This window comes from Cypionkella psychrotolerans (assembly GCF_001294535.1).
In the GTDB taxonomy this organism is placed as follows: Bacteria; Pseudomonadota; Alphaproteobacteria; order Rhodobacterales; family Rhodobacteraceae; genus Cypionkella; species Cypionkella psychrotolerans.
The window spans coordinates 31923-46741 of sequence record NZ_LGIC01000090.1; the positions used below are offsets into that span (position 1 = coordinate 31923).

Annotated in this window: 12 protein-coding genes and 1 pseudogene; 11 read left to right on the forward strand and 2 right to left on the reverse strand. The window is 60.2% G+C overall.

Features of this window, described 5'->3' with window-relative positions:
• Positions 1 to 194: 194 nt before the first annotated feature.
• From AKV04_RS23580 to AKV04_RS23600, 5 genes are all read left to right on the forward strand, one after another.
• Positions 195 to 1262, forward strand: coding sequence for an ABC transporter substrate-binding protein (locus AKV04_RS23580; protein ID WP_054008862.1), 1068 nt, complete (start codon positions 195 to 197; stop codon positions 1260 to 1262).
• Positions 1263 to 1308: 46 nt separating this feature from the next.
• Positions 1309 to 2157, forward strand: coding sequence for an ABC transporter permease (locus AKV04_RS23585; RefSeq protein ID WP_054008863.1), 849 nt, complete (start codon positions 1309 to 1311; stop codon positions 2155 to 2157).
• Entirely contained in the window at positions 2154 to 2975 is an 822-nt protein-coding gene (locus tag AKV04_RS23590) for an ABC transporter permease (RefSeq protein ID WP_054008864.1), read from the forward strand. Before AKV04_RS23585 ends, AKV04_RS23590 begins: the two co-directional genes overlap by 4 nt.
• Positions 2976 to 2986: 11 nt before the next feature.
• The gene (locus AKV04_RS23595; RefSeq protein WP_054008865.1) at positions 2987 to 4093 is read left to right on the forward strand and encodes an ABC transporter ATP-binding protein; all 1107 of its coding nucleotides are present in this window, start codon (positions 2987 to 2989) and stop codon (positions 4091 to 4093) included.
• A 102-nt stretch (positions 4094 to 4195) separates the two neighbouring features.
• A complete protein-coding gene (locus AKV04_RS23600) occupies positions 4196 to 5806 on the forward strand; it encodes a 5-guanidino-2-oxopentanoate decarboxylase (RefSeq protein WP_054008866.1) in 1611 nt (536 codons plus the stop codon).
• 202 nt (positions 5807 to 6008) lie between these two features.
• On the opposite strand, the gene AKV04_RS23605 is transcribed toward AKV04_RS23600, so the two are convergent.
• On the reverse strand, positions 6009 to 7307 hold the full coding sequence (locus AKV04_RS23605; RefSeq protein WP_054008867.1) for a cystathionine gamma-synthase family protein: 1299 nt from the start codon (positions 7305 to 7307) through the stop codon (positions 6009 to 6011).
• Between the two features lie 108 nt (positions 7308 to 7415).
• Between AKV04_RS23605 and AKV04_RS23610 the strand changes: the two genes are divergently transcribed.
• Positions 7416 to 7880: an Lrp/AsnC family transcriptional regulator gene (locus AKV04_RS23610; RefSeq protein WP_054008868.1), complete on the forward strand. Its 465-nt coding sequence runs from the start codon at positions 7416 to 7418 to the stop codon at positions 7878 to 7880.
• Between the two features lie 103 nt (positions 7881 to 7983).
• Here the strand turns inward: AKV04_RS23610 and AKV04_RS23615 are convergent, their stop codons facing one another.
• Positions 7984 to 8910 (reverse strand): LysR family transcriptional regulator, encoded by a 927-nt coding sequence (locus tag AKV04_RS23615; RefSeq protein WP_202905682.1) that lies wholly within the window; start codon positions 8908 to 8910, stop codon positions 7984 to 7986.
• A 120-nt stretch (positions 8911 to 9030) separates the two neighbouring features.
• On the opposite strand from AKV04_RS23615, the gene AKV04_RS23620 reads away from it, so the two are divergent.
• From AKV04_RS23620 to AKV04_RS27390, 5 genes and pseudogenes are all read left to right on the forward strand, one after another.
• Positions 9031 to 10068: an aromatic ring-hydroxylating dioxygenase subunit alpha gene (locus tag AKV04_RS23620; RefSeq protein ID WP_054008870.1), complete on the forward strand. Its 1038-nt coding sequence runs from the start codon at positions 9031 to 9033 to the stop codon at positions 10066 to 10068.
• Positions 10065 to 11174: a 2Fe-2S iron-sulfur cluster-binding protein gene (locus tag AKV04_RS23625; protein WP_054008871.1), complete on the forward strand. Its 1110-nt coding sequence runs from the start codon at positions 10065 to 10067 to the stop codon at positions 11172 to 11174. The genes AKV04_RS23620 and AKV04_RS23625 overlap by 4 nt, the downstream gene beginning before the upstream one ends.
• Positions 11174 to 12313: a histidinol-phosphate transaminase gene (hisC, locus tag AKV04_RS23630; protein ID WP_054008872.1), complete on the forward strand. Its 1140-nt coding sequence runs from the start codon at positions 11174 to 11176 to the stop codon at positions 12311 to 12313. Before AKV04_RS23625 ends, hisC begins: the two co-directional genes overlap by 1 nt.
• On the forward strand, positions 12313 to 13725 hold the full coding sequence (locus AKV04_RS23635; protein WP_202905683.1) for an FAD-binding oxidoreductase: 1413 nt from the start codon (positions 12313 to 12315) through the stop codon (positions 13723 to 13725). The genes hisC and AKV04_RS23635 overlap by 1 nt, the downstream gene beginning before the upstream one ends.
• Positions 13725 to 14789 (forward strand): annotated as a pseudogene (locus tag AKV04_RS27390) (DUF2817 domain-containing protein); the annotation flags it as partial. The gene AKV04_RS23635 and the pseudogene AKV04_RS27390, both read left to right, overlap by 1 nt.
• Positions 14790 to 14819 lie beyond the last annotated feature (30 nt).

A 14819-nucleotide genomic window follows, 5' to 3' on the forward strand; every position in this document is an offset into this window, starting at 1 on the left:
GTGCTGTGCGTCAATGCCAGCGAAGCCGATCCGAGCCGCAGCGAAAACCGGACGCCCGTTACATTGATGTGCCGAAAACTACGCTTTGGCAATTCGATATTGTTCAGTCCTTTGGTGTTTGCAACCATCTTCGCAGACGGCCGTGCGGGTCAACCGATGCGGGCAATGTCGCAAACGTCCATGGGGAGACTGACATGACTTCGTTTACCAGACGGCAAGCACTGCAGACCGCCGCCGCCACTTTTGCGGCAAGTTCGATCGGCTTCATGAGCCGCGCCGCGAGTACCGCCGAGCTTACCGTCGTCGAATGGGGCGGTGGTGTGGTCGATGCGATGAAGCAGATCGCGGCCAAGCAAGATGCGGTGGCGATCAACTGGGTGCTGCATCAGGGTGGGTCCGGCGCGATCCTGCCCAAGATCAAGGCAACCTGGCCGACTGCCGAGTTTGATTATGTTGCGGGCTGGGAAGGCTCGTTCAACGGTATGCTCAAAGAAGACTGGCTGGTGCCGGTGACTGTGGAAATGGTGCCGAACTTGGCTGATATTCCTGAGAAGATCATCGTGAAAAATGCCAAGGGCGAATGGATGGCGGTGCCGCGTGCTGTGGGCGGTATCTATTTCGCCTATCGCTCGGACATATGCCCGATCGAGATCAAGAGCATCGACGATCTGTTCGACCCAAGCCTGAAGGGCAAGATCTGCTGGCCCGGCCCGACCCAGAGCATGATGCTGCAACTGGTGGCGCTGGCTCTGCACGCGGGCGGCGACGAGAACAATCTGGAGCCGGGTTGGGAACTGATGAAAAAACTGGCAGCCTCCGGCAACATTGGTCGGATCGCTGTGACGGACACCGATTTCACCACGTCGCTGACCAGCGGCGAAACCGTCGCAGGGTTCTATTCGGAACCGCAGCTGACCTCGGTGGCCGAGGCTTTCCCGGTGGCCCGCCTGACCAAAACCGAAGGTATGCCGGTGTTCCTGTATCAAAGCGGCTTTGCGGTGTTCCAGAACCGGCCCAACCTTGATGCCACGCTGGCCTTCATCAATTTCGCGATCAGCCCCGAGATGAGCGAACTTTATGCTCAGGTTGCCGGCGAGGCGCCGTTGAATGTGAAAGCCAAGACGCCTGACAACCTCAAGCATCTGTCGTTCACGCCCGAGGAATTCGACAAATTCGTCTATGTGCCGGATTTCAACGTCGTGCTGACGCAGCAAGACGCTTGGGCCAAGCGCTGGGAAGATGAAATCGCGCCGCTGCTCTAAGCGAACAGGCGTAGATCACTGATAAAGGGCAGGGGGACACAGAAGCATGTTTAACAATCGTTTACCAAACCCCCTGTTCCTGCCTGCTGCGACCATCTTTCTGATGCTTTTCACCTTACCGATGGCGGGTTTGTTCGTTGAAAGCCTGCGTACCTACGTTCCGGGCAGCATCGGTTCGGCTGCCGATGCACCGCTTACGCTTGCCAACTACGGCGAACTGGTCAAGACTTCCTTCGCCCGGTTCTTCTTTCAGACCCTGCGCATCAGCCTGTTCGCATCGCTGGCGGGGGTCTTCTTTTCCCTGCCGCTCGCCTATTGGATGGCCAGAAAGCTGCCTGCGGACTGGCGGGTGATTGCCGTCGGCTTTTTCGTGACCCTGATGTTTCTCAGCGTGTTGGTGCGAACCTACGCGCTGGAACTGACGTTCGGCGCGACCGGGCCGCTTGGGCCCGTCTTACAGTCGCTGGGGATTTCAACCAACAGCCGGGGGTACATCGAGATTCTCGTCGGGGTGGGCCTGCTGCATTACATCATCCCGATGTCGGTGCTGACCCTGCTTGGAACCTATCAGAACATCGACCCAAGGCTGACCGACGCCGCACAGGTGCTGGGTGCCCCGGCTTGGCAAGCGCATCTGTCGGTGACGCTACCGCTATGTATACGCGGTATTCTCGCGGCCTTCCTGTTCGGGTTCACCTTTTCGATCAGCGCTTTCGTCATCCCGATGATCTTGGGCAAGGGGCGCGTGCTGTTCATTTCCAACCTGGTCTACACCCGATTCAGCGAGATCGCCAACTACCCGAGTGGCGCGGCGATATCGGTCGTGCTGTTCGTGCTGGCGATGCTGATCGTTTATGCAATGACCCATATGGTCAACAAATGGTGGCAACAATGACTGGTCGCCGTGCTGATGACTTGATCCGGTTTACCTGCAAGGCGATGAATTGTCTGATCATTCTGTTCTTGTTGACGCCCATCGCTGTCACCACCTTGATGGCCTTTGACGCGCGGGATTACCTTGGCCCGTTGCCGCCCCCGGCTTTGTCGCTGCGGTGGTTCAGCGCCTTTTTCTCGGACAGCTACTTCCTGAATGGCTTGATCACCAGCGTCAAGCTGGCCTGCCTTTCGGTCACCATCTCGCTTTTCGCCGGGGTCGCCACCGCCTATGCCGTTGATCGGGCGCGTTTTCGCGGCAAGGAGGCATTGGTGTCGTTTTTCCTGTCGCCGCTTGTGGTGCCGCCAGTGGTGACTGGTTTTGCGTTGCTGCTGTTCTTGTCGAAGATCGGGGTGATTGACGGCTTCGCCCGGCTGTTGTGTGGCCATATCATCATCACGGTGCCCTATACGATCCGCGCCACGCTGGCCTCGATATCCGGCATCGACAAATCCTATACCGAGGCTGCGCTGATCCTCGGGGCCAACGAACGACATGCGTTTTGGGACATCACCCTCCCACTTGCCCGCACCGGGATTGTCAGTGGGGCGATCTTTGCCTTTGCGGTCTCGATGGATGATGTCGCCGTCTCGATCATGCTGACCGATGCCAAAACCTATACGCTGCCGATTGCTCTGATCAGCAGTATGCGGGCCAATTTCAACCTGTCGATCGCGGCGGCGTCGGTGATGCTGATGGCGATGACGATCCTCCTGATTGTTCTCCTTGAGAAACTTGTCGGCCTGAACCGTGCCATCGGTCAGGGCACTTTTCGTTGAAAGCACAGATCATGCAAACCTCAAATGAGGCCGTTCTCACATTCGACAATGTCGCCAAATCCTTCGGGGGCGTCCATGCCGTCGCTGGCCTTAGCTTCTCAGCCGTTGCGGGCGAAACTCTGGCAATTTTGGGACCAAGCGGTTGCGGCAAGACCACCACGCTGCGCCTGATTGCGGGCTTCGAGGAACCCGATATCGGGACCATTGCAATCGGCCGCGAGTCGATGATCGGCAAGCGCCCCTATGAGCGCAACGTTGGGCTGTTGTTCCAGCACTACGCGCTGTTTCCGCATATGAGCGTTCGAGAAAACGTCGCTTACGGTTTGAAGTACCGAAAATGGCCCAAGGCTGAAATTTCAAGCCGGGTGGATGAAATGCTGCGCCTTGTGCAGCTTGAGGATTTTGGAGGCCGCCGCCCGCAGCAGTTGAGTGGTGGCCAGCAGCAGCGCGTCGCTCTGGCCCGCGTGCTGGCCACGAAACCCAAACTGGTTCTGCTTGACGAGCCGCTGTCAGCCTTGGACGCAAAATTGCGCGAAGAGCTTGGGGCCGAGCTGAAGCGTATTCTGACCGAGGTGGGCTCTACCACCATCGTTGTGACCCATGATCAGGATGAAGCGATGAGCCTCGCAGATCGGATCATCGTGATGAATCGGGGCGGTATTGATCAGCAAGGCTCGCCCAGCGAGATTTATTCACGTCCGGCGACCCGCTTTGTTGCGACCTTTATCGGCCGCAGCAACTGGATTGGCGGCACGCTCAAGCTGAACCACAGCGGCGGTTTCGCCAATGTTGTCATGGAGTCTGGGACCGTGCTTACCACCGGCAACCCCGGCCTTGGCGACGAAGTGGCCGTTAAGGTCGGAATCCGGCCAGAGCGCATCGCCATTGTTGGCACGCAGGAAGATGACCGGATGTCAGGCGCCAATCAGTTTCCGGCAATGGTGGTTAATGCGATCAGCATGGGTGCCGAAAATCACTACCACGTTATTTGCAGCGCAGGGACGCTGATGGTGGTGGAGCCGGGTGGCCGCGGCATGTCGTTTTCTCGGGGTGACCGGGTCAAGATCGGTTTCCGGGCCGAGGATTGTGTGCTGTTCCCGAGCAGGGACGCGGCCTGACCCAACAACTTCAACAGAGCGCGGCACATCGACAAACCCAAGCGGGCTGCGCGGCGGGCCGATCCGGTGCGGACTCGGCTGCGGGTAAATAGAGGGCGGATTATGGCGACATGCGGCGAATATCTGGTCAAATTGCTGGAAGCTTACGGAGTCGAGCTGATCTTCGGCATCCCCGGCGTGCATACGGTTGAGCTGTATCGCGGACTGCCCGCCACCCGTATCCGCCATATCACCCCGCGCCACGAGCAGGGGGCCGGGTTCATGGCAGACGGCTATGCGCGGGTGTCCGGCAAGCCCGGTGTGTGCTTCATCATCACCGGTCCGGGGATGACCAACATCACCACGGCGATGGGCCAAGCCTATGCCGATTCCGTGCCGATGCTGGTGATTTCCAGCGTCAATGATCGGCGGCATCTGGGCATGGCGCAGGGGCGCTTGCATGAATTGCCGTCGCAAAGCGGTCTGGTGGCCGGAGTGGCCGCCTTCAGCCATACCGTGCTGGACCCGGTCCAACTGCCCGAGGTTCTGGCGCGCGCCTTCGCGGTGTTTTCTTCGGCGCGGCCACGCCCGGTGCATATCGAAATTCCGCTGGACGTTATCGTGGCCGAAGTCGATGAGAGCCAACCCATTGCTTGGGCTCTGCCGGAGCGCCCTGCCGCGCAAAGCGGCGCGATTGCAAAGGCGGCAGCCCTGCTGCGCGCCGCCCAAAGCCCGCTGATCATCGTCGGGGGCGGTGCGCAGGATGCCGCCATGGAAATACGCGCTCTTGCGGACCTGTTGGATGCGCCGGTGTTCATGACCATCAACGGCAAGGGCATCCTTCCACCGTCTGATCCGCGCGCGTTGGCGGGCAATCTTGGCATGGAGCCATTGCGCCGCGCACTGGCCGAGGCGGATGTGGTTCTGGCCATCGGCACCGAGTTCGGCGAGACCGAGATGTATCCCGAACCACATCCCGTTGAAATCGGCGGCAGGCTGATCCGCATCGACATTGATCCGCAGCAATTGGTGACACATTTTTCAGCCGATATTCCGATTGCGGCGGATGCGAAGCTTGCGGCGCAGGCACTGATTGCGGCGTTGGGAGTGAAACGCGAGGATCGCGCAGGTGCTGCGCGGGCAGCGGTGATCCGGGCTGCGGTGATGCTTGGTCTGTGGCCCGCCTGCAAAACTCATGGTCGGATCATGGATCTGGTCAGCCGCACCCTGCCGGATGTCATTGTTGCGGGCGATCAGACCGAGCCGGTCTATTGTGCCAATCAGTTCTATCAGGCCCCGCGCCCGCGATCCTATTTCAACTCTAGCACCGGCTACGGCACGCTGGGGTATGGGATGCCCGCCGCCTTCGGGGCCAAACTGGCGGCGCCTCTGCGTCCGGTTGTCTGCCTGATGGGCGACGGGGGTATTCAGTTTTCCATTCAGGAACTCGCCTCGGCGGTGGAGGCTGGTATCGCGGTGGCGATCGTGGTCTGGAACAATGCGGGTTACGGCGAGATCAAGGCTTTCATGGCAGATCGCGGCATCCCGCAGATCGGCGTCGATATTTTCACCCCGGACTTCATCGGCATCGCCACCGCGATGGGCTGTGCCGCAAGCCGCCCGGACGACAGTGTGGCCTTTGCAGAGGAACTGGCGCGGTCGGTTGGACGCGCTTTTCCGACCCTGATCGAAATCCGAGCCGGATCGCCCCTCGCGATCGAGTTGGGCGCATAGCCTAGCGGCAGGTTCGCCAGCATCGAGTTGGACGAGGCTTGATGCCCCGCCCACCTTCACAGCGCCATCACCCTTGTCGCGCAGGGGATTGGCGTTGTGACCGTCCAGCAGGCCAGCCACAACAGCCGCGCGCGCAAAACCTCCATGGCTTCGTGATCCTGTGCCATGGGTTTTCCCGTCTGATGTCCCAGCAGCGCCCGGTTTAGCCGCGAACGGCGCCTTCCAGTGCCGTCTTCAGATCGACAATCAGATCGTCGGGATACTCCAGCCCGACCGAGAGCCGGATCAGCCCTTCGGTGACGCCTGCGCGTTCCCGTGCCTCTGCCGTAACGCCAGAATGGGTGGTCGAGGCCGGGTGGCAGACCAGCGATTCCGTGCCGCCAAGGCTGACCGCCAGTTTGAACAGTTGCAACCCGTTGACCACACGGAAGGCCAAGGCGCGGTCATTGTCGACCACCAGTGCAAAGGTCGAACCGGGGCCGGTGCATTGCCGATCATAAACCGCGCGTTCTGCCGGGCTGATCGCATGGTTCGGGTGCAGCACCTTGCAGGGCAGAATGTCTTGCGCCGCCAGCCATGCCGCCACCTTGGAACCACTTTCCGCCGCCCGCTCCATCCGCAGGGTCAGAGTTTCCATCGACCGCGCCAGCATCCAGCTTGAGTGCGGGTCAAGCTGAAAGCCAAACGCGCTGCGGCTTTGGCGGATCGGCTTGATCAGATCGGCTCGGCCCGTCACGCCGCCCGCCACCAGGTCAGAATGGCCGCCGACATATTTCGTCAGCGAATAGACGCAAATGTCGGCCCCGAGCTCGATCGGGCGTTGAAATACTGGCCCCAGCATGGTGTTGTCGCAGACGATCAGCGGGTGCTGGCCCGAAACCTCGGCCCATTCATCAACCACGCGGCGCACCATGGCGATATCGGTCATCGCATTGGTCGGGTTGGCCGGGGTTTCCAGATAGACCATCTTCACCGGCCCATGCCGCGCCGCCTTTTCCAGCGCATAGAGCAGCATCGAATCCGACAGCCCGTCGGTGAAGGGGATAGGTTTGATGCCCCAGCCCGTCAGCACCTTGCCGATTAGGGTCTCGGTGCCGCCATACAGCGGGGTGAAATGCACGATGGCATCGCCGGGGCGGGTATGGGTCAGGAACACCGCCGAAATCGCAGCCATCCCGGAGGAGGTCAGCAGCGCGCGCTCGGCGCCATCAAACAGCGCCAATCGGTCTTCGACAATCTCGGTGTTGGGGTGGTTGAAGCGGCTGTAGACCAACCCGCCCGCGCCGTCGCCCTGCGGTGCCGGTTTGCGTCCCGCCACCACGTCAAAGAACTCCGCGCCTTCTTCGGCACTGGTGAAGGCAAAGGTCGAGGTCAGGAAAACCGGCGGCTTCACCGCGCCCTCGGACATTTTCGGGTCGTAGCCATAGGACATCATCTGCGTTGAGGGATGCAGGCGGTGACCGCCGATATGGGTGCGGCGGAAATCACTGTCGTTGGTCATGGAAGCCTCGCTTTGGTCTGCGGTTATGCAGGCAATATTACACTGTCATCCAGAGAGAAGTCCGGCTATTTTCGCCATAAATTGCGCAGGAAGTAGAGGTTTTACGCTATGGAATTGGATAGAATTGACCGAAAAATACTATCGGCTCTGGTCGAAGATGGCCGGGCCAGCGTTGAGGCGGTGGCCGAAAGGGTCGGGCTTTCGCCAACCCCGGTGCGTCGGCGCATCCGTACGCTGGAAGAGCAGGGCGTGATCCGCGCTTACCGGGCCGAGATTGACCCGGAAAAATGCGGGCTCGAAACCCAGCTTTACGTCTTCATCAAGCTGAAAAGCCATGACCGGGACACCATTGAGCGGTTTGAGGACTGCGTCCGCCGCCAGCCGGAGTTTCAGCAATGCGCGCTGATCACCGGCGCGCATGACTACCTTCTGACCATCCGCATCCCCAGCGTGAAGGAATACAACCGCTACATCCGCGAGATTCTGGCCGAATTCCCCGGCGTCTTCGGCATCGAGACCAGCGTTGTCCTCGGCTGTATCAAGGACAGCCCGACCCTGCCGCCGGAACGATAGCGAGATCCCGCGCCAGATTGAACGGTTTCGACAGCTTCAGCTGTGGCGTCGGCATAAAGATCGGCGTCGCGCTTTTCCCCATGCGCAGATCACAGCAGGCGGACTAGTTTGTCTGTGGTGCCGAAATCGCCTTTTGCCGACGAGAAATCGACTGAATCCAGCTTCGCAACTCGGTTCCGAATGGTTTTTCCAGTGCTGCGGGATCCCAAGCCAACGAATAGGGTTGCGGCAGTTTGAGACGGATGTCGAAAGGCACGACAAGCCGCCCCGAGGCGATATCCTCGGCTGCCATTGAAAGCTGCGCCAAGACAAAGCCCCGACTGTTGATCGCCGCATCAATCGCAGCACTGGACATCGAAAAGGCAACCTCCCCCAGTGCTTTGCGGCGCGACACGCCAACATGGAACGCCCAGTCGCTCCAGCCGGGGGCCGCACCCTGTGCGCGATCCCATTCGATCCCCAAAAGCGGCGCATCGAGTATGTCAGCGGGCACCTCCAGTTTGAGCCGGGTGAGGAGCGCTGGAGAACAGGCCGGGACGACCCAATCCGTAAACAGCTCGGTCCGATGATCAAAGCGGGTTATCAGATCGCCGTAGGACAGGCGGAAATCGACATCGTCAGTTCCAAAGCGAGGTTCAGTATCATCCCCGATCAAGCGCACCGTTGCTGTCGGATGCGCAGATTGCCAATCGAACAACTGCGCACCGATCCATTTCGAGGCCAGCGACGGCAGGCAGGAAATCGTCAGTGTAGCTTCTGAGCGCGTGCGCTCTATTTTTCTTTGCGCGTCGCGCAGCGCATCAAACGCGGCTTTGACGTCATCATGATAAAGCCTCCCGCGGGTCGTCAAGGCGATCAACTTACCCTTGCGTTCCATCAAGCGCAGCCCGACCTCTGCCTCGGCTTTGCGCAGCTGCTGGCTGACAGCACCGACCGTCACGCCCAGTTCAGCTGCAGCCGCCGTGGCACTGCCAAGACGGCCAAAGGCCTCAAAAGCCTGTAACGCGCGCATCGATGGAAGTTTCTGCAAAGCCGCTGCTCCACTCCGGGCATGGTTTAGTTTTTCTACAATAGAACGCAGAAGCAAGTGCTTTTTGAATCGGTAGATGCAGGTTAGCAATATGTCTACACATAAGTTCGGGAGCACATCATGTATCTACGCAACAGCTGGTATGTCGCAGCATGGGATCATGAGGTAGGCGACGGCCTTCTCCCGGTAAAAGTGCTGGGTGAGGCCATCGTTTTATACCGCAAGATGGACGGCGTTGTCGCGGCGCTTGAAGATGCCTGCCCGCACCGCAAACTGCCGCTGTCGATGGGTCGGATAAAGGGCGATACTGTTGAATGTGGCTATCACGGCCTGACGTTTGATTGCACAGGAACCTGCACGCGGGTTCCGGGGGTGGAGAAAATCCCGCATGTGGCGCGGGTTCAGTCTTATCCGATCGCGGAACGCTATGGCCTGCTCTGGGTTTGGATGGGGGATGTCGACAAAGCCGACCCGTCGTTGATTTTCGATGTAGATCATTGGGGCGACCCCGCTTGGGGTCTCAATCGCGGCGAGTCGATGGTGCTGGATTGCAATTATCTGCTGATGACCGACAACCTGCTGGACCCTTCGCATGTGGCTTGGGTTCACCAATCGTCCTTTGGCAATGCCGCCGCTGAAGAGGCTCCGCTGGAAACCACTGTCGGCAGCGATGGCGTGACGGTTTGGCGTTGGATGTTGGATGTGGAGCCTGCGCCGTTCTATGCGCCCTATTTGGCGTTCAAAGGCAAATGCGACCGCAAGCAGCATTACGAGGTGCGCTACCCTGCGGCGGCGATCATCAAGGCAATCTTCTGCCCTTCTGGCACGGGCGGCGAGGGCAAGCCGTTGCACGCTGATACCTTCCTGATGGACAGCTATAATTTCATGACCCCGGTCGATGAAAACCAGACCAAATACTACTGGTTTCAAATGCGCAATTTCGCGCCGGATGATGCCGAGATTTCGGCGCAGTTCGCCAAATCCGTGCGCGGCGCCTTCGATGAAGATCGGGCTGTGCTGACAGCGGTTCACCAAGGATTGGCCCATAAACGCACGCCAAACCTTGATCTGAAGATCGACCTCGGCCCGATGCGCTTCCGTCGCAGTCTGGCCAAATTGATTGAGGCAGAGCAGGCTCAGAAAGCCGCGGCTGAATGACGCCCGGTATCGACCAGTCTGCGCAAGGCAAAAGTGGTTTTCGCGACCTGAAAGTGGTTGCGAAAATCGTCGAAAGCAGCCTGATCACGTCGTTTCACCTGGAAGCGTCGGATGGATCGGCGTTGTCTGCTTTCCGTCCCGGTCAGTTTCTGGTGTTCAAGATCGCCTCTGTCGATGGCAAAGGCCATGTGCTGCGCAACTATAGCCTGTCCGGCTCGCCCGATGATCTGAGCCATTACCGCATCTCGGTGAAGCGTGAGTCGTCGGCGGGGCCAGGCTTGCCGGTCGGGTTAAGTTCAAATTATCTGCATGACTGCATCGGTGTTGGCGATGTGTTGGCCGTCGACGGCCCGCGCGGTGCATTCGTGCTGGATGAGGCGAGCGAGCGTCCGGTTGTTCTGCTCAGCGGCGGGGTCGGGCTGACACCGATGGTGGCGATGCTGCATGCTCTGGCGCATCGCTCGGCCCGTCGCACCCTGTTTCTACATGCTTGCGAAAACGGCGACGTGCATGGCCTTCGCGATGAGGTCAATGCGCTGATCGGGCGACGCCCCGGCCTGTCGGCGCATTATTGCTATCGTGCGCCAAGTGCCGAGGATCGTGCTGCGGGCCATTTCCATAGCGAAGGGTTCATCACCCGAGATGTGATGCAAAGCCTGATGTGTCTGGACGATTACGACTTTTACCTTTGCGGCCCGCCGCCGTTCATGCAGGCGATGTATCAAACCCTGCGTGGTCTTGGTGTGGCCCAGGACCGGATCGCCTATGAATTCTTCGGCCCTGCCACGGTGCTTGACGCCGAGACCAAACCAAAGCCGATCACCCCGACGATTCTGCCAGCCACCGATGGGGCGATCACCGTCGAGTTCCGCAAGTCGGGGATCATCGCCGAGTGGAATGCAGGGGCCCCGTCGCTTTTGTCTTTCGCCGAAGATCAAGGCATTCAGCCGGATTTCAGCTGCCGTGCGGGCATTTGCGGCACCTGCGCGTCGCGGATCGTTTCGGGTGAGGTGAGCTATTTCGAAGACCCGCTCGAAGATGTAGCGCCCGGTGAATTGCTGCTGTGCTGCGCGCGTCCGAAAACCGCTATCGTATTGGATCTGTGATGACCGCTTCGCTTGAAACCAAAGCAAACTCCGGCGCGGCATCTGCGGCGTTGCGGGTCAATCCGTATGTGGCAGCCCTACCGCCCTACAATGCTGGAATGTCGCTGGCACGCGCTCAGGCGCTGAGTGGGCATGACGATTTGGCGCGGCTTGCCAGCAACGAAAATCCCGATGGCTGCTCACCCGCTGTTTTGGCGGCTTTGGCCAGCGGTGGTTTTGAGCCTTGGCGCTACGCTGATCCGGCCTGCACCGCGCTGCGTGAAGCTTTGGCGGCGCGGCTTGGGGTCGATGCAAACGTGATCGTGGTGGGCAATGGCTCAGAGGAAATGATCGCCGCAATTTCGCGTGGCGTGCTGGTCGCTGGCGCGCAGGTGGTGACCGTGGTGCCAAGCTTTGGGCTGCACGAGATCGAACCCTTGGCGGCAGGCGCCTCTGTCCTGAAAGTGCCGATGACCGCGACGGCGGGTTTTGATTTGCCAGCGCTTGAGGCCGCAATAGCCGTCGGCCCGCGCGTGGTGTTCTTGTCTTCGCCTTGGAACCCGGTTGGGCCTGCGCTGAACAAGTCGGCCTTGCAGCGCCTGATCGCCACCGTGCGGCCCGGCACGTTGTTTGTGCTGGACGAGGCCTATTTCGAATATGCAGATGCAAGCCTGCCTGATGGTATTGAGGTGCTGCGCAACAGTGGCATCGCGTACGTCGTGTTGCGGACCTTTTCCAAAGCTTACGGTTTGGCCGGGCTGCGCGTCGGCTATGCCGTCTGTTCAGACCTCGAAATTGCGCGGGTGATCGCGTCGGCTAAGACCCCGTTCAACGTGAATGGGGCGGCGCAGCTCGCCGCCGTGGCAGCGCTGGAGGATGAGGCTTGGATGAAGGCCTCGGTCGCGCGCATCGTGACGGAGCGGGACCGCGTGGCCGCTGACTTGGCTGCAATGGGGCTTCATGCCGCCCCGTCACAGACCAACTTTCTGTTCTTTGACACCGGGCGCGACAGCGCCGAAGTGGCTGCCGCGCTGTTGCAAGACGGCATCATCGTAAAGCCATGGCGCGAAGCGGGTTATACGACTTGGTTGCGCGCCACGATTGGCAAGCCTGCGGACAATGATCGCCTGATTGCCTCGCTGCGTAAGCAGGTGGCCTGATGATGACGAAGCTGGCAGCAGCCCCAGACCGCTCAGCGTTGCGTCAAGCGTTGAGCGCGGCGGTTGGCGCTGCCCATGTGCGTGATGAAGCGGCACCAGACCACGGTGCTACGTTGTTTGTCCTGCCGGGATCAACCGCCGAGGTCGCCGCCGTCGTGGCCATCGCCCGGTCGCATGGGGTCAGCATTGTTGCGCAAGGCGGTCATACCGGTTTGGTGGGCGGTTGCCAGTCACATCCCGGTCAAATCGTGCTGTCACTGACCCGGATGGCGTTGATTGAAGCGGTATATCCGGACGAGCGTGTGGCCGTCGTACAGGCGGGCGTGGCGCTGGAAGTGTTGCAGACTGCAGCGCTGATGCATGGGCTGGAACCCGGCATTGACCTTGCCGCGCGCGGAACGGCTACGATTGGCGGTATGGTGTCGACCAATGCGGGTGGCATCATGGCGCATCGCTACGGGGTGATGCGGCATCGCGTGCTGGGGCTGGAGGCGGTTTTGCCCGATGGCACGATCTATTCCGACATGACACGCGTGGTGAAGAACACCGCAGGTTATGATCTGAAGCACCTGTTTATCGGCGCGGAAGGCACGCTTGGAATTGTCACGCGGGTGGTGATCAAGCTGGAGCCGCTGCCGAAGTCCACTGCCACGGTAATGCTGGGCCTGCCCTCGGTGGCTGCGACACTGGAGGCGATCAGCCTCGCGCTGCGCTGTGATGCGGGGCATTTGCGGGCTGCTGAAGGATTGTGGCAATCCTATATTCAACTGACTGCACGGGCACAGGGTTGGTCGGAACCAAGCTTTCCACTGGATCAGCCGATCTGTCTTTTGGTGATGCTGGGCGGCGGCGATCAAACTGATCTGAACGAGGGTATCGAGCAGATCTTTGGCGCGATCCTCGATCACTACCCAACCTCCACCGGCATCATCGCCGCGTCCAAACGGCAAGAGGCCGATTTGTGGCGGCTGCGCGAGGATACCGATCAGCTGTACCGCGCTCATGCGGCAGCCCCGTCTTATGATGTCTCGGTGCCGCTGTCCGAAATCGCGGCCTATGTTGACCATGTCACAAGGAGTCTGGCCCAGATTGACGGTGGCATCACACCCTATGTCTTTGGGCATCTGGCCGACGGCAATCTGCATATTGTGCTGAACCGCGCAGGTCCGCTGGAGGCCGCCGTATCCAGTGCTGTGGAGCATGTGCTTTACGACATCTTGCGCGACCTTGGCGGATCGTTTTCTGCCGAACACGGGGTAGGGGCCAAACGCATATCCGCCTTGGTTGCCACCACTGACCCAGCGAAGCTTTGCACGATGATGCGGGTCAAGCAGGCCCTAGACCCAGACCTGATCATGAATCCCGGCAAAGTTCTGCCGCTCCAGCCCTTAGCCCGCGAGAAATCCCAATGATGCAACCGCGCGATCTGACGCAATCCGCCGACACCAGCCTGCCGTTCGCGTTGGACTATGCCACGATGCGTCAGCGGTTTCTGACGGCCGCCCGTGCTGCGGGTGCGGCCCTTTCGGAACACGTCCATCCGCTGCATGGGCCTGATGGCAAAACGATTGCCACCGATGTCGCCCTGATCGGGTCTGTGGATGCTTCCAAGCTCATGGTGCTGATGTCCGGCACGCATGGTGTGGAAGGGGCTTACGGCTCGGCCTGCCAGACAGCATGGCTGGGGCAGAAGGCGAATTGGGCATTGCCGGATGATACCGCCGTTCTGATGATCCATCTGATCAACCCCTGGGGCACAGCTTGGTCGCGTCGGGTGAATGAAGACAACGTCGATCTGAACCGGAACTTCATTGATTGGACTGTAAAACCACCCGAAAACCCCGGCTATGCCGATCTGCATCCCGCCTTGGTCGTGGCGGCTTGGGATGGGCCCGAACGGATCATGGCGGATGAGGCCTTGGCCGAATGGATCAGAACCAAGGGTCAGACAGCGGTGTCTTCGATCATCGAGGCCGGGCAATACGCCTTTGCAGACGGGCTGTTCTATGGGGGCGATGCCCCGGTCTGGTCGAACCGCGTACTGGCCGCCGTATTGGCCGAGTTTGGTCAGAAAGCCGGGCAGGTCATTGTGTTTGATCTGCACACCGGAGCAGGGCCATATGGCTACCCGGCGCTGTTGTCGGTCAGCCCGGTCGATCATCTGGGGTTGGCTTGGGGCGCGCAGATTTTTGGCCCCGCGATGGTGCCAGTCATCACCGATGCAAGCGCTACGACCCAGACAGGTATCGCGGCCACGGCCACTGGCTATGTCTCGGATTTCGTGCGCAAGGCCATGCCGCAAGCGCGGGTGCTGCCCTTGGTGATGGAATGTGGCACGCTGAGCAGTACAGAGATGCAGCGCCGCGTCGTTGACGACAACTGGCTTCACCTTTACGGCAAGCCCGAGTCCGAGCGCGGCCAGCGCATCAAGACAGACTTGCTGCACGGCTTCATTCCGCAAGACGAGAGCTGGCAACAGATCTGCCTTGCCAGCAGTTTGCGCCAT